Origin of the sequence: Neisseria sp. KEM232 (assembly GCF_002237445.1) — a bacterium.
Lineage (GTDB): Bacteria > Pseudomonadota > Gammaproteobacteria > Burkholderiales > Neisseriaceae > Neisseria.
Window position 1 is genome coordinate 12,784 of record NZ_CP022527.1, and the last position, 25,679, is coordinate 38,462.

General features: G+C 60.8%; 26 protein-coding genes and 3 tRNA genes. 10 read left to right on the forward strand and 19 right to left on the reverse strand.

Annotated elements, in window-relative coordinates; genetic code table 11:
- Positions 1 to 32: 32 nt before the first annotated feature.
- The 5 genes from CGZ77_RS00050 to CGZ77_RS00070 all read right to left on the reverse strand — a co-directional run bounded on the left by CGZ77_RS00050 (position 33) and on the right by CGZ77_RS00070 (position 5,076).
- Positions 33 to 2,108 (reverse strand): capsular polysaccharide biosynthesis protein, encoded by a 2,076-nt coding sequence (locus tag CGZ77_RS00050; RefSeq protein WP_094030807.1) that lies wholly within the window; start codon positions 2,106 to 2,108, stop codon positions 33 to 35.
- A 138-nt stretch (positions 2,109 to 2,246) separates the two neighbouring features.
- The gene (gene rfbC / locus CGZ77_RS00055) at positions 2,247 to 2,786 is read right to left on the reverse strand and encodes a dTDP-4-dehydrorhamnose 3,5-epimerase (protein WP_009427291.1); all 540 of its coding nucleotides are present in this window, start codon (positions 2,784 to 2,786) and stop codon (positions 2,247 to 2,249) included.
- Between the two features lie 87 nt (positions 2,787 to 2,873).
- Positions 2,874 to 3,605: a hypothetical protein gene (locus tag CGZ77_RS00060; protein ID WP_157058155.1), complete on the reverse strand. Its 732-nt coding sequence runs from the start codon at positions 3,603 to 3,605 to the stop codon at positions 2,874 to 2,876.
- A 99-nt stretch (positions 3,606 to 3,704) separates the two neighbouring features.
- Positions 3,705 to 4,352: an ATP phosphoribosyltransferase gene (gene hisG / locus CGZ77_RS00065; protein ID WP_009427293.1), complete on the reverse strand. Its 648-nt coding sequence runs from the start codon at positions 4,350 to 4,352 to the stop codon at positions 3,705 to 3,707.
- Positions 4,353 to 4,419: 67 nt separating this feature from the next.
- A complete protein-coding gene (locus CGZ77_RS00070; protein ID WP_009427294.1) occupies positions 4,420 to 5,076 on the reverse strand; it encodes an SCO family protein in 657 nt (218 codons plus the stop codon).
- 225 nt (positions 5,077 to 5,301) lie between these two features.
- Between CGZ77_RS00070 and CGZ77_RS00075 the strand changes: the two genes are divergently transcribed.
- Positions 5,302 to 5,386, forward strand: a tRNA-Leu gene (locus CGZ77_RS00075).
- Between the two features lie 144 nt (positions 5,387 to 5,530).
- Here CGZ77_RS00075 and CGZ77_RS00080 read toward each other — a convergent pair.
- From CGZ77_RS00080 to CGZ77_RS00110, 7 genes are all read right to left on the reverse strand, one after another.
- Positions 5,531 to 6,442, reverse strand: coding sequence for a MetQ/NlpA family ABC transporter substrate-binding protein (locus tag CGZ77_RS00080; protein WP_009427295.1), 912 nt, complete (start codon positions 6,440 to 6,442; stop codon positions 5,531 to 5,533).
- A gap of 189 nt (positions 6,443 to 6,631) precedes the next feature.
- The gene (locus CGZ77_RS00085; RefSeq protein WP_009427299.1) at positions 6,632 to 7,306 is read right to left on the reverse strand and encodes a methionine ABC transporter permease; all 675 of its coding nucleotides are present in this window, start codon (positions 7,304 to 7,306) and stop codon (positions 6,632 to 6,634) included.
- Positions 7,303 to 8,043, reverse strand: a complete 741-nt coding sequence (locus CGZ77_RS00090; RefSeq protein ID WP_009427300.1) for a methionine ABC transporter ATP-binding protein — start codon at positions 8,041 to 8,043, stop codon at positions 7,303 to 7,305. The genes CGZ77_RS00085 and CGZ77_RS00090 overlap by 4 nt, the downstream gene beginning before the upstream one ends.
- Before the next feature lie 256 nt (positions 8,044 to 8,299).
- On the reverse strand, positions 8,300 to 9,223 hold the full coding sequence (locus tag CGZ77_RS00095) for a metal ABC transporter solute-binding protein, Zn/Mn family (protein WP_009751881.1): 924 nt from the start codon (positions 9,221 to 9,223) through the stop codon (positions 8,300 to 8,302).
- 23 nt (positions 9,224 to 9,246) lie between these two features.
- Entirely contained in the window at positions 9,247 to 10,128 is an 882-nt protein-coding gene (locus tag CGZ77_RS00100; protein WP_009751882.1) for a metal ABC transporter permease, read from the reverse strand.
- 99 nt (positions 10,129 to 10,227) lie between these two features.
- Entirely contained in the window at positions 10,228 to 10,770 is a 543-nt protein-coding gene (locus tag CGZ77_RS00105; protein WP_009751884.1) for a hypothetical protein, read from the reverse strand.
- 100 nt (positions 10,771 to 10,870) lie between these two features.
- Entirely contained in the window at positions 10,871 to 11,593 is a 723-nt protein-coding gene (locus tag CGZ77_RS00110) for a metal ABC transporter ATP-binding protein (RefSeq protein WP_198344883.1), read from the reverse strand.
- A gap of 331 nt (positions 11,594 to 11,924) precedes the next feature.
- Between CGZ77_RS00110 and CGZ77_RS00115 the strand changes: the two genes are divergently transcribed.
- Positions 11,925 to 12,227, forward strand: coding sequence for a DUF2288 domain-containing protein (locus tag CGZ77_RS00115; protein ID WP_009751887.1), 303 nt, complete (start codon positions 11,925 to 11,927; stop codon positions 12,225 to 12,227).
- Positions 12,228 to 12,312: 85 nt separating this feature from the next.
- Here CGZ77_RS00115 and CGZ77_RS00120 read toward each other — a convergent pair whose 3' ends face one another.
- Both CGZ77_RS00120 and CGZ77_RS00125 read right to left on the reverse strand, forming a co-directional pair.
- Complete coding sequence (locus CGZ77_RS00120; RefSeq protein WP_036496685.1) at positions 12,313 to 12,552, reverse strand: hypothetical protein; 240 nt, start codon at positions 12,550 to 12,552, stop codon at positions 12,313 to 12,315.
- A gap of 85 nt (positions 12,553 to 12,637) precedes the next feature.
- Entirely contained in the window at positions 12,638 to 13,459 is an 822-nt protein-coding gene (locus CGZ77_RS00125) for a class I SAM-dependent methyltransferase (protein WP_094030809.1), read from the reverse strand.
- 206 nt (positions 13,460 to 13,665) lie between these two features.
- Here CGZ77_RS00125 and CGZ77_RS00130 point away from each other — a divergent pair, with 206 nt between their 5' ends.
- From CGZ77_RS00130 to CGZ77_RS00150, 6 genes are all read left to right on the forward strand, one after another.
- Positions 13,666 to 14,271: a DNA glycosylase gene (locus tag CGZ77_RS00130; RefSeq protein WP_036496687.1), complete on the forward strand. Its 606-nt coding sequence runs from the start codon at positions 13,666 to 13,668 to the stop codon at positions 14,269 to 14,271.
- A 77-nt stretch (positions 14,272 to 14,348) separates the two neighbouring features.
- The gene (locus CGZ77_RS00135; protein ID WP_009751891.1) at positions 14,349 to 15,536 is read left to right on the forward strand and encodes an acetylornithine/succinyldiaminopimelate transaminase; all 1,188 of its coding nucleotides are present in this window, start codon (positions 14,349 to 14,351) and stop codon (positions 15,534 to 15,536) included.
- Between the two features lie 241 nt (positions 15,537 to 15,777).
- Complete coding sequence (locus tag CGZ77_RS12575; RefSeq protein ID WP_009751893.1) at positions 15,778 to 15,912, forward strand: hypothetical protein; 135 nt, start codon at positions 15,778 to 15,780, stop codon at positions 15,910 to 15,912.
- Positions 15,909 to 16,700, forward strand: coding sequence for a Cof-type HAD-IIB family hydrolase (locus CGZ77_RS00140; RefSeq protein ID WP_009751894.1), 792 nt, complete (start codon positions 15,909 to 15,911; stop codon positions 16,698 to 16,700). Before CGZ77_RS12575 ends, CGZ77_RS00140 begins: the two co-directional genes overlap by 4 nt.
- A gap of 126 nt (positions 16,701 to 16,826) precedes the next feature.
- Positions 16,827 to 17,033 carry a hypothetical protein gene (locus CGZ77_RS00145; RefSeq protein ID WP_009751895.1) on the forward strand — a complete coding sequence of 69 codons (207 nt, stop codon included), beginning with the start codon at positions 16,827 to 16,829 and terminating at the stop codon, positions 17,031 to 17,033.
- On the forward strand, positions 17,030 to 17,401 hold the full coding sequence (locus CGZ77_RS00150; RefSeq protein WP_009751896.1) for a VanZ family protein: 372 nt from the start codon (positions 17,030 to 17,032) through the stop codon (positions 17,399 to 17,401). The genes CGZ77_RS00145 and CGZ77_RS00150 overlap by 4 nt, the downstream gene beginning before the upstream one ends.
- Positions 17,402 to 18,050: 649 nt before the next feature.
- Here CGZ77_RS00150 and CGZ77_RS00160 read toward each other — a convergent pair.
- The 3 genes from CGZ77_RS00160 to rnr all read right to left on the reverse strand — a co-directional run bounded on the left by CGZ77_RS00160 (position 18,051) and on the right by rnr (position 22,971).
- Positions 18,051 to 18,281, reverse strand: coding sequence for a heavy-metal-associated domain-containing protein (locus tag CGZ77_RS00160; protein ID WP_009427404.1), 231 nt, complete (start codon positions 18,279 to 18,281; stop codon positions 18,051 to 18,053).
- A gap of 74 nt (positions 18,282 to 18,355) precedes the next feature.
- Positions 18,356 to 19,741 carry a nucleobase:cation symporter-2 family protein gene (locus CGZ77_RS00165; protein WP_009427403.1) on the reverse strand — a complete coding sequence of 462 codons (1,386 nt, stop codon included), beginning with the start codon at positions 19,739 to 19,741 and terminating at the stop codon, positions 18,356 to 18,358.
- Between the two features lie 350 nt (positions 19,742 to 20,091).
- Positions 20,092 to 22,971, reverse strand: a complete 2,880-nt coding sequence (rnr, locus tag CGZ77_RS00170) for a ribonuclease R (protein ID WP_094030811.1) — start codon at positions 22,969 to 22,971, stop codon at positions 20,092 to 20,094.
- Between the two features lie 72 nt (positions 22,972 to 23,043).
- Here rnr and CGZ77_RS00175 point away from each other — a divergent pair.
- Together CGZ77_RS00175 and CGZ77_RS00180 are read left to right on the forward strand one after the other, a co-directional pair.
- Positions 23,044 to 23,130: transfer RNA gene (locus CGZ77_RS00175), tRNA-Leu, on the forward strand.
- A 39-nt stretch (positions 23,131 to 23,169) separates the two neighbouring features.
- Positions 23,170 to 23,256 (forward strand) — tRNA-Leu (locus tag CGZ77_RS00180).
- Between the two features lie 199 nt (positions 23,257 to 23,455).
- Here CGZ77_RS00180 and CGZ77_RS00185 read toward each other — a convergent pair.
- Together CGZ77_RS00185 and CGZ77_RS00190 are read right to left on the reverse strand one after the other, a co-directional pair.
- Complete coding sequence (locus CGZ77_RS00185) at positions 23,456 to 24,823, reverse strand: DUF2868 domain-containing protein (protein WP_036496766.1); 1,368 nt, start codon at positions 24,821 to 24,823, stop codon at positions 23,456 to 23,458.
- Between the two features lie 137 nt (positions 24,824 to 24,960).
- Positions 24,961 to 25,644, reverse strand: a complete 684-nt coding sequence (locus CGZ77_RS00190; protein WP_036496740.1) for a 2,3-diphosphoglycerate-dependent phosphoglycerate mutase — start codon at positions 25,642 to 25,644, stop codon at positions 24,961 to 24,963.
- Between the last annotated feature and the right edge of the window lie 35 nt (positions 25,645 to 25,679).

Here is a 25,679-nt window from a genome sequence, read left to right on the forward strand (position 1 = left end):
TTAAAGGTATGCTAGATAAAAATTTATATTAATCATTTATTCATGGGTCTATTTTTAATAGATAGTGAACAGAGAAATTGCTTTATTTTTTCTAGCTGTTTGTCATGTAATCTCCTGTGCAGTATCGTGAAATTTTTCTGTAAAAATTTCTGTTTTTTTAAAAATTGCATTACCTCAATGACGTTAACGAGATGTTGTGTTCGGGGATTCACATATTCCGGATAATAAACCAGCGTTCCCGTTATCAGCTGCCACAGTTCCAACTTGCGGCTTCGGCGGGGGATGGGCAGGGTATCTTCGGTCAGTCCCCAGCCTGCATAGAAGGGCAGGCCGTAGCAGCAGACTTTTTTGCCGCGCAGCAGGGCTTCGAATCCTGTCAGCGAGGTCATGGTGTGAACTTCGTCGGCGTATTGCAGGCAGGTCAGAATGTCGGCTTCGGGGGCGGTTTGGTCGGCGTAGCGGGCGGCATCTTCGGCGGAGATGTGGCCGGTGCGGTTGCCGCTGACGACGTCGGGGTGCGGTTTGTAAACGATAAAGGCATCCGGGTTGCGTTCGCGTACGGTTTTGAGCAGGTCGAGGTTGCGGCAGATTTGCGGCGAGCCGTAGCGGATGGAGGCGTCGTCTTCGACTTGGCCTGGCACAAGGATAACGGTTTTATCGGTTTTTGGCACGCTGAAATTTGTGTTGCCGACGTTGTATTTGCTGATTTTGTTTTCCGTGAGCGCCTGTTGCAGCACGGAGGCCGTCTGAAAATCCTGTTCGTCGAAGACTTGGTTTTGCAGGATGTGTTCGAGGCGCGACAGGGTTTGCGGGTTGAAATAGATGCCCATGTCGTCGATAACGAGAGACAGCGGCGGCACGAGGTTGGAGCCGAGGCCGACGGAGCGGATGAAACCGTCTTCCATACGCAGCAGCGGGATATTGTGTTCGCGGGCAAAGCGGACGGTTTCGTCTTTGCCGTTTCCCCATGCCAGCAGGCGGGCGTCGGCGGGCAGGGGTTTTCCCGCCAGTTTGTCCACGGATTTGACGAATTTCAGACGGCATGAAGGCACGTTGAAAAACGGTTTGACCACGGCGCGTTTCCACAGCGACATGCCCACGCAGTATAAGCTGCCGCGCAGTTTTTCGTTGCTGCGGCGGACGGTGGTGAGGTAGTCGATGACGTCAAACAGGCTGCCGGGTTCGCCGGTGTTGGGGTTGATGTGGCGGCTGTATTGCAGGTAGGCGGCGGCAAAGAGCTGAGGCAGGGTTCTCGGTGCGCGGCGCTGTTGTTGTGCCAAAGTTGCGGCATCGGGGTGGCGGTCGTCGCTCACGCCCCATCCGGCATACCACGGCAGGCCGAAGGTGACGGTCGGTTTGCCGCAGAGCAGGGCTTCGAAGCCCATTTGCGAGGTGACGCAGTAGACTTTGTCAACGGCTTGCAGCAGGGATACGGGGTTGATGTCTTCTACCAGCAGGCGGACGCGTTCGTGTTGCGCCAAGCCGGTCAGATAGCCTTGTTTTTTGCCGCTTAATACGTCGGGATGGGTTTTGATCCAGATTTGCGCCTGCGGGTTTTCCGCTAAGGCCGTCTGAAACATGCGCTCGAATGCCGCTTCGTCGGCTCCGCCGTATTGCACGGCCATGTCGCCGAAGGTTTGGTCGATCAAGAGCACGTTTTCCCGCTCCCGCATTTCGGACAAGAGGCCGTCTGAAAGGTCGGGAGCATGATTGTATTTGGACAGGCGGTGTTTCAGAATCAGACCGATGGCGCGTTCCGCTTCTGCCGTCGTTTCCGGCGGCATGGTGTCGGCGGCCAGAATCAGCTGCTCCAAACGCGAGGGGCGGCTTGTGTCGTGGTAGATGCCGATGTCGTCGAATACGAGGGAAAACGGCGGCCATCCTTCGACGCCTAGTCCGAGCGAGCGCAAGAAACCGTCTTCCAGTGCTACAAACGGCAGACCGTGCGCGTCGGCGAATGCGCGTGCCTTGCGGGTGGTGGGACGCAGCCCCCAGCCGATAACGGTCTGCGCGTCTGCCGGTTTGTTCCGGATGTGGAATTCGGGCAGGAATGCGGCCAGGTTGGGAATGCCGCGTATGCCGCGCGACGGGATGTAGGCGTTTTTCATGATTGTTTCAGGGTCGTCGGTTCTGATCCCGCCATTGGTTTTAACTTCGTTGAGGCCTCGTTTTCAGACGGCCTTTTACGGATGGTTGAGGCCGTCTGAAAAACCTGCGGGCGGTTCAGACGGCCTTTTTGTGCGTGTTTAAAACGTTGCCGCTTCGGCCAGTGGTTTGCCGGCAAGGTCTTTGGCTGACAGGTTCGGCTCGCCTTGCAGCGGCCATTCGATGCCGACGGCAGGGTCGTTCCAAATCAGCGAGTGTTCGGCCTGCGGGTTGTAATAGTCGGTGCATTTGTAAACAAACTCGGCTTCGTCGCTCAAAACGTAAAAGCCGTGGGCGAAACCTTCGGGCACCCAAAGCTGGCATTTGTTGTCGGCGGAGAGGATTTCGCCCGCCCATTGCCCGAAAGTCGGCGAGCTGCGGCGCATATCGACGGCTACGTCGAACACTTCGCCCGACACCACGCGCACGAGTTTGCCCTGTGTGTTTTCGGTTTGGTAATGCAGGCCGCGCAATACGCCTTTGCCTGATTTGGAATGGTTTTCCTGTACGAATGTGCGTTCGCATACATTGGTCTTAAACCATTCGTCGCGGAAGGTTTCCATAAAAAAGCCGCGTGCGTCGCCGAAAACCTGCGGCTCTAAAAGTTTCACGTCGGGGAGGGCGGTGTCGATGATTTTCATGATGCGGTGTGTGTCGGTTTGAGGCCGTCTGAAGAGGCTGCGGTGTTTTAACTCCGTTGCAGCCCCGCTTTCAGACGGCCTGTTGCGTTACAGATAGCGGACGTTTTCGGCCGCGTCGATTTTCAGGTATCCCTGCTGTTGCAGGCCGGCAAGCAGCGCGGCGGCATCGGCGGCGTGCTGCTGTTGGAGCAGGGCGAGCAGGGCGGTTTTCTTTTTCGGACGGTTTTTTCTGATAAGCAGAACGATATGGGCGGGCACTGTGGAAGTGTCTGCGGCGGGCGCGGGATGTTGTGGTGGCGGCAACAGGACGGCCGTGGCGGCGGCACGCACTTGCACGGCGGCTTCGGCAATGATGTTGTTTTCAGTTTCCTGCACGAGGGCATTGCCTGCTTGGAGGCCGTCTGAAACGTTTTCAGACGGCCTGTTGCCTGCGGACAGGAAGCGGCGCGCTTTTTTGCCCAGTTTGCCGCCGCAGAAGATGCGTGCGTCGGGGTGGCGCTGTTGCAGTTTGCCGAGTTTCAGGCGCAGTTTGCGGCGGGGGCTGATAACGGCGATTTCGGCTTTCGGGTCGGTAGCAAGGATTTTCTCCGCTTCGGCCAGAATGGCGGCTCGGACGGCGGATTTGCGCAGCACCAGCAGGCGGAATCTGCCGCTGCCGCTTTGGTTTTTTTTGCCGTCTGCTTTTTTGCGGATGCGCAGCAGGCTGCGGAAGGGTGTGGCCGATTTTTTGTCGGCAAACAGGCGGACACGGTGTGTGCCGAAGGGAATGTATTTTTTGCCGGAATCGGTTTTGACGGTGTCGATCAGCAGGTGTGCCATATTGTTTTCTCCTTTGTTTTCGGGGCTGTAGACCATCAGACTTGCAGTATGAAACACTGCTTAGCAGGCCGAATGTCACACGCCGGGCGGAATCTGTGTTCAGTTTGCGGCGGCTGAGAAAGCGTCGATAACCGCCTGTAAGCGGTTGTGTTTCAGTTTCAGCGCGGCTTTGTTGACGACAAGACGGCTGGAAATGTCGCAGATGTGTTCGACGGCTTCAAGGCGGTTGGCTTTTAGGGTGTTGCCGGTGGAAACGAGATCGACGATGGCGTCGGACAGGCCGACCAGCGGGGCGAGTTCCATCGAACCGTAGAGTTTGATGATGTCCACATGCACGCCTTTGCCTGCGAAATGTTCCGCGGCGATGCGGGGATATTTGGTGGCGATGCGCAGGCGGCTGCCGGGCTGCGAGGCGGCGGCGTAGTCGAAACCCTGCGGCACGGCCACCATCATGCGGCATTTGGCAATCTGCAAGTCCAGCGGCTGGTAAAGTCCTTCGCCGCCGTGTTCGATGAGGACGTCGCGTCCCGCGATGCCGAAATCGGCCGCGCCGTAGCGCACATAGGTCGGCACGTCGGAGGCGCGGACGATAACCAGGCGGATGTCTGGATCGTTGGTGGCGATAACCAGTTTGCGCGATTTTTCGGGGTCTTCGGCGGGTGAGATGCCTGCTGCCGCCAGCAGCGGCAGGGTTTCTTCGAAGATGCGGCCTTTGGATAGCGCGATGGTGAGGCTGTTGTCCGGCATGGGGTTTTCCACGGTTGAGGCCGTCTGAAAAACGCGCGGCGGCGGTTTCAGACGGCCTGAAAAGCATTTAGGATTGGAGCAGGCGTTTGACGTCGGCGGCGATTTCGCCCGATGTTCTGCCGTAGTTTTCCATCAGTACGGTTTCGCCGTTTTTATCGAGAACGTAGGTGCCGGCGGTGTGGTCGATCAGGTAGATGTCGGCCGACTGTTCCTGCGATTTGGCCGATACCACGCGGTATTGCTGTTTGACGACGGGGATGCTTTGATCGCCGGTGGCGGTGAGGCCGATGAAGTCGGGGTTGAAGGTTTTGGCGAATTTGCCCACCACTTCGGGCGTGTCGCGGTCGGGGTCGACGCTGACGAATACCACGGCCACGTCTTTGGCCTGTTCGCCGAGTTGGCCGAGCACTTCGCTGTAGGTCAGCAGGCTGGTGGGGCAGACGTCGGGGCAGTTGGTGTAGCCGAAGGTGAGCAGCACGACTTTGCCTTTCAGGCTGCTGAGGGTAAAGGGTTTGCCGTTGCCGTCGGTCAGCGTGAAATCGCCGCCGATGTCGTCTTTTTGTACGTTGGTGCCGAAAAAACCGCCCTGTGCTTGAGATTTCGGTGCGGAAGCGGCGGGGACTTCCTGTGCCTGAGAAGCGGCGGGTGCGTTGTTTTGCGCGGTTTCCTGCGAGCAGGCGGCAAGCAGGAGGGTGCTCAGCAGAGCAAGGTAACGGTGTTTCATGGTCAGACCTTTCGCAAGTGGACAAAATCGCCGCAATCTTACCGTGTTTCAGGCGGCAGGGGAATGAAACTGCGGGAGAAAGTAAAGGAAAGTTGATTTGGGCAAAGTTTTTTGTTTGGGGAAAATCGTTTTTTTGTTCAATGCATTGGGCTGTATTTCCCGTAAAATCCATCCGTGCTGCTTTACAAGCGGTTTTTTTCCGCTATAATAGCGCCTTTACTACCTGCCCGGGTGGTGAAATTGGTAGACACAGGAGACTCAAAATCTCCCGCCGAAAGGTGTGTCGGTTCGAGTCCGACCCCGGGCACCATCAGCCGCTTCGAGCGGTTATTTTTTTGTCCGGCGGTTAGGTCGCGTGGATGGCCTGCTTTTGCGGGTGCGGTAGAAGGTTTGGAAAAAGGCCGTCTGAAAAACTCTGTCGGGAGTTTTCAGACGGCCTTTTTGTCATGCCGGCTTATTTGGCGGCAGAGGCGGCGGAAGCGGCTTCTGCTTTGGCGCCTGCGGCGGCGTTTTCACCCCAGGAGGCGGGGTATTTGTAGCCGGCGAAGCGCTGGTGTGCGTAGGTTTTGAATTCGTCGGAGTTGTAGGCGGATTCGATGTCTTTCACCCATTTGGCGTCTTTGTCGGCAGTGCGCACGGCAGACCAGTTGACATAGGCGAAGCTGGGTTCTTGGAACAGGGCTTCGGTGAGTTTCATGCCGCTGCTCATGGCGTAGTTGCCGTTGACGATGGCGAAGTCGACATCTTGGCGGCTGCGCGGCAGGTTGGCGGCTTCCATTTCGACAAACTCGATGTTTTTGCTGTTTTCGGCGATGTCGGCACGCGAGGCTTTGAGCGGGTCGATGCCGTCTTTGAGTTTGATCCAGCCCAATTCGTCCATCATCACCAGCGCACGGGCGAGGTTGGAGGGGTCGTTGGGGATGGCGACGGTGCTGCCGTCTTTCACTTCTTCGAGTTTGGCCAGTTTGCCCGGGTAGATGCCCAAGGGGGCAGTAGGCACTTGGAAGACTTCGGTCAGGTCGAGTTTGTGTTCGGCTTTGAAGGAGTCGAGATAGGGTTTGTGCTGGAAGATGTTGATGTCGATCTCGTTTTCGGCCAGGGCTTTATTGGGGGTGACGTAGTCGGGAAATTCGGTGAGGCTGACGGTGTAGCCTTGTTTTTCCAGCATGGGTTTGATTTGCTCTTTGACCATGTCGCCGAAATCGCCCGGAGTCGTGCCGAAGCGGAGTTCGCTTTTGGCGGCGGTTTCTGCGGCGGGGGCACTGCCGGCCGTTCCGGAGGCGGCGTTATCGGCGGACTGGCTACCGCAGGCGGCAAGGCCGAAGCCGAGGGCTGCGGCGAGGGTGAGTTTGACGAATGTGTTCATAAATAATCTCCTATGGGTGGGTGTGGGTGCCGCGGTGTTGCGGCGTTTTTTTCAGACGGCCTTTTGCAGGACGCCGGAATGGTGCGGCCGTCTGAAAGCGGATTGGGTGCGTTCGCGGCCGGTTGCGGATTTTAAACGGTTTGCGTGCGGGCGCAAACGGGTTTCAGACGGCCTTCCGGGGTGCGCGGGCTAGCGTTTGTCCGCTTTTGCCGACAGGTAGTTGCCGAGGCTTTGGACGACGACGACGATGGCGCTGAGCAGGGCGACGACGGCGGCCATGACTTCGGGCATGTAGCGCTGGTGGCCGTAGCGGATGCCGAGGTCGCCGATGCCGCCGCCGCCGATGAGGCCGGCGGCGGCGCTTTCGCCGAGAATGGCGATCATCAGGATGGTGATGCTGAGGATGAGGCCGGCGCGGGCTTCGTTTATCAGCACTTTGAAGATGATGGTTGACGGTTTGGCGCCCATGGCCTGTGCGGCTTCGATCACGCCTTTGGGCACTTCGTTGAGGTTTTGTTCGATGAGGCGGGCGAAATAGAAGCTGGCGGCGATGGAGAGGGAGACGCAGGCGGCCAGGGGGCCGAAGGATGTGCCGACGACGGCGCGGGTGAGCGGCATGAGCACAATCATCAGGATGACGAAGGGGAAGGCGCGCATGAAGCTGACCAGCCAGCTGACGATACGGTTGAGCGGCGGGTTGGCGAATATCTGGCCGCGCGCGCTGGTGAAGAGCCAGATGCCGAGCGCGCCGCCGGCGATGACGGCGATGGTGGCGGAAACGCCGACCATGACGAGGGTCTGCTGAATGGCTTTTTGGAATTCGGGCAGCAGGGATTGCAGGTTTTCGAGGGCGTTGCGGTTCATAGTTCTTCCGTAATCAGTTCGCGGCCGATGTCGGTGCGGGCGAGGATTTGGCGGTCGCGCACGTCGGCCACTTCGAGGAGGCGGCCTTGGTGCAGCAGGGCGGTGCGGCGGCACAGGCGGCGGATGACGTTCATTTCGTGGGTGACGATGACGATGGTGACGTGGAAGCGGCGGTTGATGTCTTCGAGGCATTCGAGCACGCTGCGGGTGGTGGCGGGATCGAGTGCGGAGGTGGGCTCGTCGGCCAGAATCACTTTGGGGTTGGGGGCGAGGGCGCGGGCGATGCCGACGCGTTGTTTCTGCCCGCCGGAGAGCTGGGCGGGATAGTGGTGCGCGCGGTCGGACAGGCCGACGATTTCCAGGCATTCTTTGACGCGCACGGCGGTTTTTTCAGACGGCCATCCTGCGATTTCGAGGGGGAAGGCGACGTTGCCGGACACGGTGCGGTTGGACAGGAGGTTGAACTGCTGGAACACCATGCCGATGTTTTGCCGCGCGCGGCGCAGTTGGGCGGGTGTCATGGCGGTGAGCTCTTCGCCGCCGACGAGGACGCGGCCGGAATCGGGGCGCTCCAAGAGGTTGATGAGGCGCAGCAGGGTGGATTTGCCTGCTCCCGAATAGCCCATCAGGCCGAAGATTTCGCCCTGTTCGATGTCGAGGCTGGTGGGTTCGACGGCGGTAAACCATTGTTTGTCGCGCGTTTGGTAGCGTTTGGAGACCCTGTCGAGAGTAATCATTGTGTCGTTTCCGGATAAAACAAAGCCCGATGTGGAACACAGCGGGCTTAAAAAATAACAGCTTAAATCGAAAAACTCTGTAACGCTTTAGCTGTTTTAACGCCCGCAAGCTGTGTCAAATCGGCGTATACATCAAGTTTCGTGATTAAAACGCAAGCTTGGGTAAATGTCAAACCTTCTCATCGGCTGTGTTGTGCGACAGGTACAGAAGGCCGTCTGAAAATCGGTTTCAGACGGCCTTCTGTCTTGTGCCGCTTTATTTCATGGCTTTGGCGAGGGCATCGACGTTGTGGCGGATCATGCCGGTGTAGGTGTCGGCGGGCGGGGTTTTGCTCAGGGCGTCGGAATAGAGTTTGCCGCCGACTGTGCTGCCGGACTCTTTGGCGATGCGTTCGAGCATGCGGGAGTCTTTGATGTTTTCGGCGAACACGGCTTTGATGCCTTCCTGTTTGACCTGGCGGATGAGGGCGGCGACGTGTTTGGCGGAGGGTTCGGCTTCGGTATTGATGCCCTGCGGTGCGTAGAATTTGATGTTGTAGCGGCGTCCCATGTAGCCGAAGGCTTCGTGGCCGGTGAGGACTTTGCGGCGTGCGGCGGGGACGGCGTCGAATTTGGCTTTGGCGTAGGCGTCGAGCTGTTGCAGCTCTTTGCCGTAGTTTTGCAGGCGCTGGCTGTAATAGGCTTTGTTTTGCGGGTCGGCTTTGATAAGGGCGTCGGCGACATTGGCGGCGTATTTCTGCATCAGGGAGGGGTCGCTCCACACGTGCGGGTCGTAGGCGCCGTGATGGTGGTGGTGTTCGTGGCCGTGGTCGTGATCATGGCCGTGGTCGTGGTCGTGGTCGTGGTCGTGATCCGCTTCGATGGCTTTGATGCCGGCAGCGGCTTCGGCGTAGCGCACTTTGCTCTGCTGCACGGCGCGGGTCATTTCGCCCGATTCGAAACCGAGGCCGTTGAGCAGGACGAGTTTGGACGAGCGGATTTTTTTCAAATCGCCGCTGGTGAGGCGGTAGACGTGCGAGTCCTGATCCGCGCCGACGAGGTTGGTGACGGCGATTTTGTCGCCGCCGATTTGTTTGGCGACGTCGCCCAAGATGCTGAAGCTGCTGACGACATTGAGCGGCTCGGCATTGGCTGCGCCGGCAATCAGGAGGGCGAGGAGGGCGGGTTTCCAGTGTTTCATGCTTGTTCCTTTCGATGGGGGGGTTAGAAGGTTTTGTGGCGGCTGCGGCGCAGCTGTTTGGTGAGCACGCCGCCTTCGCTGCCGATGAGCACGGAGAGGGCGTACCAGCCGCCGCAGAAGAGGATGATGGCGGGGCCGGAGGGGATTTCGACATGGTAGGAAAACAGCAGTCCGGCCAGGCCGCACAGCAGGGCGAAGACAACGGACAGCAGCATCAGCATGCCCATATTGCGCGCCCACAGGCGGGCGGTAATCGCCGGAATCATCATCAGGCCGACGGCCATCAGCGTGCCGAGGGCTTGGAAACCGGCAACGAGGTTCATCACCACCAGCACGAGGAAAATCAGGTGCCACAGCGCGCCTTTGCCGTTTACCGCCTTTAAAAACAGCGGGTCTATGCTTTCGAGCAGCAGCGGGCGGTAGATAACGGCGAGGGTGAGGATGGTGGTGCTGGCGACGAGGGCGACGAGGGTGAGCGCGCTCAAATCGACGGCGAGTATCGAGCCGAACAGAAGGTGCAGCAGGTCGATATTGCTGCCGCCCATGCTCACCAGCAAAACGCCGACGGCAAGGCTGGTGAGGTAGAAGGCGGCGAAGTTGGCGTCTTCCTTCAAATCGGTGAAACGGCTCACCAGCCCCGCCAGCAGCGCCATCACCATGCCGGCGACGAAACCGCCCGCGCTCATGGCGGGCAGGCTGAGGCCGCCGAGCATATAGCCGACGGCCGCACCCGGCAGTACGGCGTGTCCCAGCGCGTCGCCGACCAGGCTCATGCGCCGCATGACGAGAAACACGCCCACCGGCGCGGCACTCAGGGCGAGAAACACCACCGAGGCGAGCGCGTGGCGCATAAAGTCGAATTCGGCAAACGGCTCGATCAGCCATTCGTAAAGGGGGATGGTCATATTCGGTTTTGTTTTTCAGACGGCCGTGCGGCTTGGAAAAACGTTTTCAGACGGCCTCCGATGCCGCCGCTTTGAGGGCATCTGAAAACGGATTTTCCATTACCAGAACGCTTTGCTGCCTTCAAAGATTTGCAGGGCGGCGGCGCAGGTTTGGGCGGCGCATTTTTTCATGGTTAAAACGGCGGTGTAATCGCCGTCTTTTTCGGCTTTCCAGCTGAAACCCGGGCTTTTGAGGATGTGCAGGTTGTTTTTCACGTGCAGGCCGTGTTTGGTTTCTTCGTCGTACAGGTCGAGATACACGTTTCTGTACAGATCGAGATGCAGATTGTCGCACTCGGGGCCGCAACGGCCGGTAATGTTGTAGGTTTTGCCTGCGGTGAAGTGCGTGCGCACGACGATTTCCTGCCCCTGGGCAAGTTTTTCCTCTGTGGCGGCGATTTCGCGCGATTCGGGGTCGTTGCGCTGCTGATATTGGCGGATCACATCGGTTGCGCGTGCCAGGGTGTGGGTTTTCGAATACCGGTCAAGCACGGCTTTTTCGTCGGCTTTTGCATCGGTTTGGGCGCGGTCTTTTGCCGCAGCCTGTCCGATACCGACGGACAGCAGGGCGGCGAGGAGGGTAAGGGCGGGTTTGATCGTCATATACGGTTTCCTTTTGGTTTGCTTGTCACAGGCGCGGCCGAGGCCGTCTGAAAACGGGTTTTAACTTCGTTGAAGCGGTGCTTTCAGACGGCCTTCACACTCAGGCGGCGCACCACTGCGCGTAGTCGTAACGCTGCATGGCCTCGTTGGCCTGTTGCAGATAGCCCTCGGTCAGCACCTCTTCCGTTTTGCCCGCCGTGATTTTCTCCCGCGCAATCAGCAGCGTGTTGGGGAAATAGGCGCGCACCTGCTCGTAATCGTGCAAAACGGCAATCACCGCCTGATGTTCGGCGTTGCAGCGGCGCAAAACGTCGAGCAGGGCGTAGGTCGTTTTCGCGTCCACCGCGTTGAAGGGTTCGTCGAGCAGCAGGAATTTGGCGTTCTGCGCCAGCATCCGCGCAAACAGCACGCGCTGGAACTGGCCGTTGGACAGGTGGGCGATTTGGCGGTGGGCAAATTCGGCCATCTCCACCCGCGCCAGAGCCTGCATCACGCGCTCCTTCTGCGCGGCACTGACGCGGCCGAAAAAGCCGATTTCGTACCACAGCCCCATCGCCGCCAGCTCGAACACCGTCATCGGCTGGCTGCGGTCGATGTCGGCCTGCTGCGGCAGATAGGCGATGTCGCTGCGGCGCAGGCCGTGCCACGACACCTTGCCGGTGCTGCATTCGAGCAGCCCCATCACGGCTTTGAGCAGCGTCGATTTGCCCGCGCCGTTGGGGCCGAACACCGCCCACATCGAAGCGTTGTCGAAACGCATGTCCACATGGTGCACGGCCGGTTTCTGCCGGTAGCTGACGGTGAGGTTTTCCACTTCGATCATGACGAGGCCGCCCAAAAATAAACGCCCCACACCACGGCCAGAGCCGCCGCCGCCAGAAGCAGCCGTTGGAGCAATCCGCTGAGTAATAGGTTCATTGTCGTATGTTGCCGCGCGCGGCGGGCCGTGCAGACGGCCTGCCGCCTGCGGAGGGTTGTCGGAACGTGTTTTCAGACGGCCTTCACGAATATGGCGGCGTCGGAAAAGGCGTGATGATACGTTGTAACACTTTTTTTGTAAATCTCGATGCAAGGGCGGCTGCCGACATATCCGAAAGCCGTCTGAAAACCGGGGCGGCGTATAATCGCCGCTTTTTGACGCGAGGGAGCAGCCAATGACCGAACCGCTTTTAAACGACAAACTCAACCTCGAAACCGCCCGCATTGCCTGGGCAGACCTGCAAACCCATTTCGCACGCGGCGCGGCGGTGTATGTGTCGTCCGATGTTGATTTGATTGCCGCCGCGCGGCTGGTTGCCGACGACGACCGCGAAGCTGTCGCCCGCCTGATGGAGGAGGGCAGGTTCGGTTTGGTGACGGAAGAACAGGCGCGGCGGTTTTATGCCGACAAGCAGGAGATGTGGGCGGTGGTGGTCGCACCGTGGGTGCTGGTGCAGCCGGTGCGTGAGGCCGTCTGAAAAAACGCAGGCCGCAAACGAAAAAGGCCGTCTGAAAACCCGAATCGGTTTTTCAGACGGCCTTTTGGCGCGTCAGACGCGGAACTCAGATTTTGCACGCGCCGCCGGGGCAGGAATCGTCGTCGCTGTCGCTGTCGAATCCGCCTTCCACGGCCACGTCGTCAAAACCGGCCAATGCGTCGTCGAGGTTGTCCATTGCGCTGTCAAAATCGGTATCTTCCATTTTGCTGCTCCTGATTGTGTTGCGGGATAAGGGCGCGCATTCTACCGAAGCGGCGGCTTGGCGGCAAAAGGCCGTCTGAAAACCGGTTTTAACTTCGTTCAAGCGGTGCTTTCAGACTGCCTTTTTGCTGCATTCAGAAACGTCATTCCCGCGTTTATGCCCCGCAGGGGTATAGGCGGGAGCGGCCTCAAAGCTGTATCCGCATCAGCCGCACATCCAGATTTTCGCGTCCCCATTTGGTTTTATAAATCAGACGCAGGATAAAGGGATAATGCGGCGCGCAGAGGCTGCTGAGGTGGATTTCTTCAATCAGGCGGCTGCCGGGGGCGAGTTTCAGCACATCGTTTGCATCGCGCACGCCCCAGCGGAATTCGGGCGGCGTTTCATTCATTTTTTTCAGCGCATCGTGCTGCTGGGCGCGGCCGACCATTTTTTGAGCCAGCGCGTCCATCGCCACCTGCGTGCCAGGCAGTTTGCGCTGCACCATTTCAAAAAACGAGCGCACCTGCGCTTCGTCAAAATACATCAGCACGCCTTCGATAATCAGCAAAACGGGTTTGCCGTGCGCGGCAACGGTGTCCGTCCACGCTTCGTCAAACATCGAAATGCCCAGATAGCGGTTGCTCGATTCGGGCAGCAGCATCCGCCGCACATCGATCACTTCGGGCAAATCCAAGTCGTACCACGCGGTAACGTTCGGTCTGCCCATGCGTTCGTAACGCGCGTCCAAGCCCGAGCCCAGCTGCACCACCACGGCATCGGGATGCTCGTCGATAAAACGCTGCGCCATTTCGTCGAGTATCCGCGCCCGCCCGCAGCAGCCGACTTGCGATGCTTTGACTTTGGCAAAGGGGGTGAAGTCGTAGTCGATCATGTCCAGCATCCGCGCGGCTTCTTTGTCGTGCAGGATGGCGTCCGGCCGCCCGTATTCGACGGCTTTTGCCCACAGGGGAATCAGCATGGTGGCGGACAACACGGTGATGTCTTTCGGGGAAATTTTCTCGCTCATTTGTATTCTCCAAAATCAGGCAAACGGGAACGGTTTGCGTTTTTTCACTATACGCCGCCGCTCCCCGTCTGCCAACTGCGGCGGGCGCGGGAGGCCGTTCCGCCTGCTCGGGAATGACGTTCCTGAACGCGGCGCGGTTGTCAACGGCGCGCGTGGCGTGTTTCAATCCGCCGATGCCGTCTGAAACCCCTTTTGAAAGGAAAACCATGTCCGAGTCTGCCGACCAACCTGTTATCGAAACCCGCCCCTTCCCGCCTTTTCTGCCGCCGCAGGCCACGGTGATGCTGATGGGCACTTTCCCGCCCGCCAAGGAAAAGCGGGCGATGGAATTTCACTATCCCAATTTCCAAAACGATATGTGGCGCGTGTTCGGCCTCGTGTTTTTCAACGATGCGGCGCACTTTCAGAGGCCGTCTGAAAAAGCGTTTGACGCCGACAAAATCAAAGCGTTTTTAAACGAACGCGGCATCGCCTCCTGCCCCACCGTGTACAAAGCCATACGCGGCCACGGCAACGCTTCGGACGCGTTTTTAGAGGTGGTCGAACCCGTTGATTTGAAATCCGTTTTGCAGCAAATCCCCCAATGCCGCCACATCGGCACCACCGGCGGCAAGGCAACGGAAATCCTGCTGGGCGTGCAGGGCGGCGGCATGAAACTGCCCAAAACCGGCGACACCGTGCCCTTTCCCTACGCTGGCCGCGAACTCACCCTCACGCGCCTGCCCTCCACCTCGCGCGCCTATCCGTTGAGTTTGCAGAAAAAAGCCGCCGCCTACCGCGCCTTCTTTCAGACGGCCGGACTGGTTGGATAAACCGAACGGGGCGGCGCATAATGCCGCCTTTCTTCATAAAGGCCGTCTGAACCCCCGTCAAACAAAGGAAACCCGCCATGCAAAACTACCTCACGCCCAACTTCTCCTTCGCCCCCGTTATCCCCGAGCGCGGACTCGGCAGCCGCGTTTGGGACAACGAAGGGCGCGAATACATCGACCTCGCAGGCGGCATCGCCGTCAACGCCCTCGGCCACTGCCATCCCGCCCTTATCGCCGCCCTCAACGAACAGGCGCAAAAACTCTGGCACATCTCCAACATCTACACCACCGAGCCAGCGCAAAACCTCGCCCGCCGCCTTGTCGAGAACACCTTTGCCGACAAAGTATTCTTCTGCAACTCCGGCGCAGAAGCCAACGAAGCCGCCCTCAAGCTCGCCCGCAAACACGCCCGCGACACCTTCGGCGCGCACAAACACAAAATCATCGCCTGCACCAACGCCTTCCACGGCCGCACCCTCTTCACCGTCTCCGTCGGCGGCCAGCCCAAATACAGCCGCGACTTCGCCCCCCTGCCCGAAGGCATCGTCCACATCCCCTTCAACGACCCCGCCGCCCTCGCTGCCGCCGTTAGCGAAGACACCTGCGCCGTCATCATCGAACCCGTGCAGGGCGAAAGCGGCGTCCTCCCCGCCACATCCGAATTCCTGCGCGCCGCCCGCGAACTGTGCGACCGCTTCGGCGCCGCCCTCATCTTCGACGAAGTGCAAACCGGCATGGGGCGCACCGGCAAACTCTTCGCCTATGAGCACACAGGCGTTACCCCCGACATTCTCACCAGCGCCAAAGCCCTCGGCAGCGGCTTCCCCCTCGCCGCCATGCTCACCACCGACCGCCTCGCCCCCGCCTTCGCCCCCGGCAGCCACGGCAGCACCTTCGGCGGCAACCCCCTGGCCTGCGCCGTCGGCTGCGCCGCCTTCGACCTCATCAACCGCGAAGACACCCGCGCCAACACCGTCCGCCAAGGCGCAGCGCTCACCGCCGCCCTCGAAACGCTCGGCCGCGACACCGGCATCTTCCAAAGCGTGCGCGGTCAAGGACTGCTCATCGGCTGCGTCCTCGCCGAGCCCTACGCGGGCAAAGCCGCCGAACTCACCGCCGCCGCCCTGCGCCACGGCCTGATGATCCTCGTCGCCGGCGCCAACGTCCTCCGCCTCGCCCCCTCCCTGCTGCTCACCGACGAAGACCGCGAAGCCGCCGTCCCCCGCCTCGCAGCGGCGGTGAAAGAATGGCTGCAAACGCAGTAAAACCCCGTTTCAGACGGCCTCCGATGCCGCTTGCGGCGCACGCGGTCTGAGGCCGTCTGAAACCCAATCCGACCAAGCCGCGCAGGTCGGGCATTTATGCCCGACCTGCCGAACTGCGGCAACTTCTGCGAAGCAGCAGAGAATGCGGCTCGGTAAACCGCCACGCCACCCCGCCCATCCCCCGCGCAAGCGTAGGTCAGGGTAGGGAGCAGCTTGCAGTTGCCTGCAAGGCAGCGCAGGTATGCCGCACCGCGATGCCCTCGTTTTCAGACGGCCTGTCACATCCAACCGCACACCGCGTCCAAACAACCAAACCGTAGCCTTCCCCTTCCAACCCGCTATACAATCCGCCCCTTTTTCAGACGGCCTACCATGAAACGCACACCGAAAATCATCTTCTTCGACATCGACGACACCCTGTGGATCAAAGACGAACAGCGCATCCCCGACAGCACCCACCTTGCCTTAGGCCGTCTGAAAGAGTGCGGCATCGCCGCCGCCATCGCCACCGGCCGGCCGCCCTGCCTGATTCCCGACCCCATCCGCGCCCTGATGGCCGATGCCGCCATCGACATCCTCGTCGCCATCAACGGCCAATACGTCGAACGCGGCGGGCAAGTGCTGGCCGAATTCCCCCTCAGCCGCAGTGAACTGGACACCGCCACCGCCCACCTGCGCCGCCTCGGCATCGCCTACGCCTACGAATCCGCCCGAAAAATCAGCGTCCCCGCCGACAGCCGCGAAATGCAGGCTGCCCTCGGCTCGCTCGCCATCCCCTACCAAACCGGCGAAACCGACCCCGCTATTCCCGTCCACCAAATCCTCGGCTTTTACGACGAAAGCCGCGCCGAAGCCGTCGAATCGGGTCTGCCCGACAGCCTGCGTACCACCCGCTGGCACACCTTCGGCGTCGACATCCTGCCGCGCCGCGGCTCGAAAGAGCGCGGCATCCGCACCGCCCTCGACAGCCTCGGCCTCGCCACAGACGACGCCATGGCCTTCGGCGACGGCCTCAACGACATGGAAATGATACAAAGCGTCGGCTGCGGCGTCGCCGTCGGCAACGCCCACCCCGAACTCAAAGCCGCCGCCGCACACGTCTGCCCGCCGATACGCGAAGACGGCATCCTGCGCGGCCTCACCGAACTGGGCGTGCTCGGCTGACCGAGTCGGCCCGACGCAGACAAAAAAGGCCGTCTGAAACCCTCTCAGACGGCCTTTGCACATTTGCCGCACGCGCGGTGCAACGGTAACATACGCCGCCTTATCCACCCTTTCAGACGGCCTGCCATGCAGCACATCACCGAACTCATCCGCAGCGAAACACCCGCCGCCGTGCGGGAAACCCTCGAATTCATGCTCTACGAATGCAGCCTCGACCAAGCGCCCGATGCGGCCGACGTCGGACAATGGCGCGGCATCCTGACACAGCGCGGCGGCAAATTCCTACCGCTGGCGCAAATATGCAGCGACTGGCTGGCCGAGGAAGGCGCATGAACCTGCCGCGCAACCGATACACCCTCTTTGCTGCCCTATGGTTCGCCGCCCTGTGGTTCGCACTGCTGCGCGAAAGCGGCAGCCACACGCCGCCGCCCTTTCCCCACTTCGACAAAACCGCCCATTTCGCCGCCTTTTTCGCCCAATTCCAGCTGGCCGCACGCGCATGGAACGAAGAGCGCCGCCGCCCGCCGATACTGCACCTGGCCGCCGCCGCCCTCGTGCTCGCCGCCGCCACCGAAGCGGCACAGGCGCTGTTCACCCGCACCCGCAGCGCCGACCCGCTCGACGCCCTGGCCGACCTGGCCGGTACCGCCGCCGCGCTGTGGCTGGCAGACAAAGTATGGCGCAGCCGCAACGGACAATAGAATGCAAAGGCCGTTCCCGCCTTCGCGGGAATGACGTTTCTGAAACTGAACCGGATAACGGAATTCCCTCTCCCGCCCCGCGGGGGAGGGCTAGGGGCTGTTGACATTCAGCTTGCGAAGCGGTTTTTTGAGGAAAAATCCGCGCCTGCAAGGAAAAAAGCGCAGCAAGATTGGACATCTTGCGAGCATTTTTGACGCGGCAGGCGCGGATTTTTACCAAAAACACTGCCGCAAGGCTGATTGTCAACAGCCCCTAGGGTGGGGCTTGCGCCGCTGCGGCAACTTTTGCAGGGCATCGGCGCGAATGCAGTTCTGCGGACTGCCACCCCCTCCCCGACCCTCCCCCGCGCGGGCGCAGGAGAGGGAGCAGATGCGCGGCGGGATTGGCGGTTTCAGACGGCCTTTCAGATTTGAAAACCACGTTTTCACTCCGTTTAAATTTCGCTTTCAGACGGCCTTTCAGGTTTCAGGCCGATTTGAGGCCGTCTGAAACCTTTCGGGCAACCGCTTCCCCTCTCCCGCCCTGCGGGGGAGGGTTAGGGTGGGTGGTGCCGCTACGGCAAAACTTTTGCAGGGCATCGGTGCGAATAAAAAAGGCCGTCTGAAACCCAAATCGGGTTTTCAGACGGCCTTTTGTTACGGCAGCGGCTCAGGATTCGAGTATGGCGAGCTCGAAGCGGTTGCCGAAGATTTCGACGAAGCCTGTCATGACGCGTTCGGGGTCGGTGACGGCGGGGTCGTAGGTGATGCGGGCGTTTTGGCCTTCCAGATCGGCTTCGGCGGTGGTGACGCCGTCAACGGACGAGAAGGCGCGGTTGACTTTGGCAACGCAGTTGGGGCAGTGCATGCCGCGGACGGCGGCGAGCATGGTTTTGGTCATGGCGGGGTTTCCTTGTGTGAAAGTCCTTTCGGACAAAAAGCTTGCGGGGGTGGCCGTCGGGTGGTTCAGACGGCCTATACTTCCAAATCGTCGCTCAGGTAGACGCGGCTGCCGTTGTCGTGCGGCATCAGCAGGTTCATCAGGAGTGCGGCGCAGCCGCCCATGCAGATGGGGTTTTGGAACAGTTCTTTGAGCGGGAGCAGGGCGAAGACTTCGGGTTTGAAGCTCACGCCCAGGCCGAGGCCGATGGAGGTGGCGGCGATAACCATTTCGCGGCGGTTGATGCCGCGGCTCATCAGGATGCGCACGCCTGCCACGGTAATCAGGCCGAACATCAGCACCATGGCGCCGCCGATAACGGGGCTGGGGATGGTGGTGAAGGCGCGGCCGACGACGGGAAACAGCCCAAGCAGTACCAAAATCGCGGCGATGTAGCGGCCGACGTGGCGCGAGGCGACGCCCGTCATTTGAATCACGCCGTTGTTTTGCGCGAAGGTGGTCAGCGGCAGCGAGCCCAGCGCGGTGGCAATGACCGACACCAGCCCGTCGGCCAGCACGCCGCCGCGCAGGCGGCTGCGGAAGGCTTCGCCTTCGTAGTCTTCGCCCGACACCATGGCCGTGGCGGTCAGGTCGCCCACTGCTTCAAAGATGCTCAGAAGGTAAACCAGCGCGGCCACCAGAAACGGCGCCGGTTGGAAATCGAAGCCGTATTTGAAGGGGACGGGCAGGGTGAGGGTGGGGAGATTGTCCAGCACGGAAAAATCGACCATGCCCAAATACAGCGCCACCGCGTAGCCCGCAATCATGCCCACGGCGATGCCGCTCATGCGCAGCAGCGGGTTTTTCAGGCAGTTGAACACCAGCACCACGGCCAGCACGAAGGAGGCGAGGCCGATGTTTTGCAGCGAGCCGAAGGTGCCGTTGCCCTGTGCCGCGAAGCCGCCGCCGAACTCGGTAATCGCCACACTGATAAGGCTCAGGCCGATCATCATCACCACCACGCCGCTGACGGTGGGCGTAATCACTTTTTTCAGATAGGGCAGCAGCCAGGCCGAACCGGCCACGATAAACGCCCCTGCAAAAGCAATGCCCATCAGCGCCGACATCATCGCGTTTTCGTCCATGCCCTGCGCCTTCATGCCGCTGCCCAGCGCAATCATCACGCCGACGAAGGAAAAGTTGACCGACTGGATGGACAAGAGCCCCGAGCCGACCGGCCCGAAGCGGCTCACCTGCAAAAACGTGCCGATGCCCGAGGCCACCATCGCCATCGACACCAGATACGAAGTCATTTCCGGCGGCAGATTGAGCGCGCTGCCGACAATCAGCGCGGGCGTAATCATCGGCACAAAAATGGCGAGCAGGTGGGTGACGGCGCTCAAAAGCGCATTGGCAAACGGCGGCCTGTCTTCGAGGCGGTAGACCAGATCGGCGGGCTGCTGCGGGGCGGGGGCGGACATATCGTGCTTTCGTGTGTGCGGGAAAAACCGCAGCGGCAGAGGGCGGCTGCGGGGAAAGGGCGGCATTATAAAGCGGAGGCGCGCCGCCTGAAAGCGGCGCAAAGGCCGTCTGAAAAAATCGAAAACGGGTTTTGGCTTTGTTGAAGCTCCGCTTTCAGACGGCTTTCAGGTATCTGCGCGGATCGTGTGCCGCAGGTGCGCGGGCGTTTTACGGAGCTGCTGCGCAGGTTGTTAGGGCATCAAAAAACCGCGTGCGTTGCTGCGCAACACACCCTACTGGTGGCGGAAAGGCCGTCTGAAAGCCTGTGCGGGTTTCAGACGGCCTGTTGTTGCCGTGTCAGCGGGATTTTTTATCTGCCGTTTTCTTTTTGCGGGCGGCGGTTTTGCCGCTGCCGCGCGGTTTGCGGTTTTTGCCTTTTTTCCTTTTTGCCGGAGGCATCGTCCGCCGCCGTTTTGCTTGGCGCGGCAGGGGCGCTGTCGGCGCGGCCGGAGACGAGGGTGATTTTGCCGTTGACGGTGGCGAGCACGCGGGTTTGGGTTGGCTGCGCGGCGGGTGCCGGGCTGTCGGAAGATGCTTTTCGGCTGTTTTCAGACGGCCTTTCTTGCGGTGCTGCCGTTTGCGGGGCGGCGGCTTCGCTGTTTTTTCCGCCGCGCTTGCGTTTGCGGCTTTTGGTGGGGGCGTCTTGCTGCTGTTTTGACTCTGTTGAAGCAGTGCTTTCAGACGGCCTTTCCTGTTGCGCTGCCGTTTGCGGGGCGGCTTCGGCTTTGTTCCCGCTGCGCTTGCGTTTGCGGCTTTTAGCGGGGGCGTCTTGCTGTTTTGACTCTGTTGAAGCAGTGCTTTCAGACGGCCTATTCTGCGGCGCTGCCGTTTGCGGGGTGGCGGCGTCGCTGTTTTTCCTGCTGCGCTTGCGTTTGCGGCTTTGGGCAGGGGTGTCTTGCTGCTGTTTTGACTCTGTTGCAGCTTCGCTTTCAGACGGCCTGTTCTGCGGCGCTGCAGGCTGCGCGGCTGTTTCGGTTTTTTGTCTGCCGCGTTGGCGTTTTCCTTCGCCGCCGCTGATGAGGGCGAGGTCGATTTTGCTGGTGTCGAGGTCGGCGCGGGTGACGCGGACGGTGACGCGGCTGCCCATTTCAAAGCGGATGCCGCTGCGTTCGCCTTCGATACGCATGACTTCGGGGCGGTAGTGGAAATAGTCTTCGCCCAAGTCGCTGATGTGCACCATGCCTTCGATGTGGATGTCGTCGAGGGTGACGAAGAGGCCGAAGTTGGCCATGCCGGTGATGCGGCCGTCGAAGGTTTCGCCGACTTTGTCGCGCATGTAGTAGGTTTTGAGCCAGTTTTCGACGTCGCGGGAGGCGTCGTCGGCGCGGCGCTCGCAGGCGGAGGTGTGCACGCCCGCTTCGTTCCATGATTCGGGGGCGTAGGTACCGCCTTCGAGCACGGCTTTGATGGCACGGTGCACCATCAGGTCGGGGTAGCGGCGGATGGGGGAGGTGAAGTGGGCGTAGTGCTCGTAGGCGAGACCGAAATGGCCTTGGTTTTCGGCTTCGTATACGGCCTGCTGCATGGAGCGCAGGAGCATGGTTTGGATGAGTTCGCGGTCGGCCCGGCCGCTGATTTTTTCGGCAAGTTCGGTGTAGTGTTTGGGGGTGGGTTTGTCGCCGCCGCCGAGACTGAGGCCGAGCAGGGCGAGTTGTTCGCGCAGGGCGGCGAGTTTTTCGGGGGTGGGGCCGAGGTGGTTGCGGAAGAGGCCGCGGTGTTTGTTTTTGATGAGGAAGTCGGCGGCGCAGACGTTGGCGGCCAGCATGCATTCTTCGATGAGTTTGTGGGCGTCGTTGCGCACGACGGGGACGATGCGCTCGATTTTGCCGTGGTCGTCGAACAGCATTTGCGTTTCGACGGTTTCAAATTCCATCGCGCCGCGCTGCGCACGTTTTTTGTGCAGGATTTGGAAGAGTTTGTAGAGGGTTTCGATTTGGCTTTTGTGCGGGTAGTCGCCGCCCGCTTCGAGATGTTGCCAGACTTGGTCGTAGGTAAGGCGGGCGTGCGAGCGCATGATGGCGGGGTAGAAGCGGTATTCTTTGATGTTGCCGGCGTAGGTGACGGTCATGTCGCACACCATGCACAGGCGCTCGACGTCGGGGTTGAGGGAGCAGATGCCGTTAGAGAGGTTTTCCGGCAGCATGGGGATAACGCGGCGGGGAAAGTAGACGCTGGTGGCGCGTTCGTAGGCGTCGCGGTCGATGGGTTCGCCCGGGCGGACGTAGTGGCTGACGTCGGCGATGGCGACGACCAGACGGTAGTTGCGGCCTTGTTTTTCGGCGTAAACGGCGTCGTCGAAATCGCGGGCGGTGGCACCGTCGATGGTGATCAGCGGCAGTTTGCGCAGGTCTTCGCGGCCTTTGCGCTCGGCGGGACGCACTTTGTCGGGGATTTTGGCGGCGGCTTGGGTGCAGGCGGCGGAAAATTCGTGCGGCAGACGGTGTTTGCGTACGGCGATTTCGATTTCCATGCCGCTGTCGGCGTAGTCGCCCAGCACTTCGGTGAGGCGGGCGACGGCGGGCTGGTGGTTGTGCGGGTAGCTTTCGATGCGGGCGGCGACGACTTGTCCCTGCTGCGGTTGGAGGGCGGCGACGGAATCGGGTTCGAGCAGGATGGCGCGGTTGAGACGCTTGTCTTCGGGCTCCATGATGGCGACGCCGTGGTCGAGGTAGAAGCGGCCGACGACGTCGGTTTGCGCGCGTTCGATGATGTCGAGCACTTCGCCTTCGCGGCGGCCGCGGCGGTCGGTGCCGGCGGGGCGGACGGTGACGATGTCGCCGTGCATCAGGTTGCGCATCTGCCGTTCGTATAAAACGAAATCGGCCTGTTTGGGCAGCTTGTCGACGGGTACGGCAAAACCGAAGCCGTCTTTGTGCGCTTCGATACGGCATTTGACCAGCTCCAGTTTCTGCCCGGCGCACACCGCGCCGCGGCGGTTGATGAGAATCTGCCCGTCGCGCGCCATCGCTTTCAGACGGCGTTCGAAAAATTCGTATTCCGCTTCGCTGATGGAGAGTTTTTCCGCCAGCGCGGGCATGGACAGCGGCACGCCCTCGTTTTCCAATATTTCGATAATCCATTCGCGGCTGGGCAGGGGGAATTCGTAGCGCTGCTGCTCGCGTGCCAAAAACGGGTCTTTTTCCCGAAGGCTTAAAGGTTTAGCTTTTTTCTTCATTTTTCTGATTGACATTCCTTAATGGGGATATATAATGCGCCCTTTCGGTCGGGCGTTACTTTAACGCAAGACGGATATTAAAGCAAAGCCCGGGTGGCGGAATTGGTAGACGCGCCAGCTTCAGGTGCTGGTATCCTCACGGGTGTGGAAGTTCGAGTCTTCTCCCGGGCACCAAACACTTTGCTTTGAAACGATGCTGTAAAAATTCGGATTGCCCGGGTGGCGGAATTGGTAGACGCGCCAGCTTCAGGTGCTGGTATCCTCACGGGTGTGGAAGTTCGAGTCTTCTCCCGGGCACCAGAATAAAACAGCAGACGATAAAACAGAGATACGGAAACAGAGCCGCGCAAAGCGGTTTTTATTTTGCCCGCAGTTTGCGGGCATTTTCGTTTTCGTTTGCCGCGTGTGGCATACGTGATGGGCAGGATGCACAGAGGCCGTCTGAAAGGTTCGGGTTGGTTGAAACCGGGCTTTCAGACGGCCTTTTCGCGTTGTCCGTTCAGTGCTTCTGCGTCGTGCGGGCGCGTTGTTTTTGCGCGGCGTGCGGCGGGTCGAGCCACGGGAGGTTGAGGCTGTTGAGGGCGGCGTGCCATTGCGGCAGTAAGGCTTCGAGGCCGTCTGAAAGCGGTTTGCCGGACGCATCCTGCTGCAAGAGCTGGACGATGGCGCCGCCTTGCGCGGCGGCGGCGAGGGCGGCGGTTTGGCGCAGGATGCCGCGGTCGGGCACGGTGTGGGCGCGGATGCCGATCAGCAGGCGGACGGGTTGGGCGGCGAGGCGTTCGCGCAAGGCGGCTGCGGCGTCGCGGCTGTCGGCGCAGCCCTGGTCGAGCCAGTCTTGGCCGAGGACGTTTTTGTACCAGCCTTTGTCGGGCCATTCGGTTTCGAGCATTACTGCCCATTTGGCCGCACCGTTGTCGGAGGTGATGTCGGGCAGGGGTGCGGGCGCGGGTTCGCCGCCGTTGTCGGCATCTGTTACGGCGCTCTGCCACTGGCGGATGATGTTTTGGTAATACGGTTTGTCGAGCGGCAGGGTTTCGGCGGCGCGGCGCAGGAGGAGGGTGCAGGCTGCCCAGGCGGCCAGGCGCGGCAGGATGCCGTAGCAGAGGATGCTGCCGATCAGCAGGCCTGCCCAGGCTCGGGCGTGGGCGGCGTTGCCGTTCAGACGGCCTTGCAGCACGGCGGCATCGTCGGGTACGGGGAAACCGAGTGCGGCGGGCAGTTTGGCGAGGGCGGCGACGGTCTGCACCAGCGCGCCGTTGTCGAGCAGGGTGCTTTCCCAGTTGAAGGTGTACTGGCGCACGGTGAGCAGCAGCAGGATGCAGACGAGCATGCCGGCGAGGGTGCAGAGCCAGAGGCTGTGCGAGGCGGCGCCGATGCGCCAGCGCACGGCGGGTTTGCGCCATTCGTCTGCGTAAAGCCGCAATACGGCCTGGTTGACGCTGTCGCGGCCGCGCAGCCAGGTGGAGGGGCTGGAAACGGGCAGCAGGGTTTTGACGCGCAGGAAGACGGTTGCGGCAAGCCAGACGGCGAGCATGACGGTGTTGGTGCCGAGCACGCCGGCAAGGATAAGGAAGAAGTTGAGGCCTTTTTCGTCCATCAGGACGAAGGTGGCGGAGAAGGCGGCGGAAAAGAGGGCGGTGGCGGTCACAACCCACAGCCAGAACACGCCTTGGCGGTTGCGTTGCAGGGCGTCGGCGAGGCGGCCGTCGCGGTCGGCCAGTTCGGCGCGGCGCAGCAGGCGCTCTTCCGTGCCGAGGCTGCTGTGGCGCAGGGATTCGGTAATCGGGGCGGGATCGGCGGCGAAGAGGTGGCCGCTTTCTTCGAGAAGGCGGACGAGTTCGGCAAGTTGGCGGCGGGAGTCGAGCAGCATGGCGGAATGTGAAGGCCGTTTCCGTTCTTGCCTGCGGGCGGCGGCACGGGAGCGGTGTGGGTGGAAGAGGCCGTCTGAAAGGGCGCGGCGGCGTTTTCAGACGGTCCGGGGCTGATTGTCAACAGCCCCCGGGGTTAGAGATAGAATTTTTCGAGGACGTTGAGCTGGTCGTCGAGTTTGTACACCAGCGGCTGTCCGGTGGGGATTTCGACGGACATGATGTCGTTGTCGCCGATGCCTTCGATGTGTTTGACGAGGGCGCGCAGGCTGTTGCCGTGGGCGGCGACGAGGACGCGTTTGCCGCTCAAAACGGCGGGAGCGATGCGGTCGTGCCACACGGGCAGGACGCGTTCGAGGGTGGTTTTGAGGTTTTCGCCGTCGGGGATGATGTCGGCGGGCAGGTGGGCGTAGCGCGGGTCTTTACGGGCGGAAAATTCGTCGTCGGCATCGAGCAGGGGCGGCAGGGTGTCGTAGCTTCTGCGCCAGATGCGCACTTGCTCGTCGCCGTATTGTTCGGCGGTTTGTTTTTTGTCGAGCCCCTGCAGGCGGCCGTAGTGGCGCTCGTTCAGCCGCCATGTTTTGATTTGCGGAACGTAGAGCTGGTCGGATTCTTCGAGGACGATGTTGCAGGTTTTGATGGCGCGGGTGAGGACGGAGGTGAAGGCGAGGTCGAAGCGGTAGCCCTGTTCTTTGAGTTTGCGTCCGGCGGCCTGCGCTTCGGCGACGCCCTGTTCGCTGAGGTTGACGTCGCGCCAGCCGGTGAAGAGGTTTTTGGCGTTCCATTGGCTTTGGCCGTGGCGGATGAAGACGAGTTCCATGGTTTGCTCCTTTGGGTTTTTGCGGTTTCCGGTTT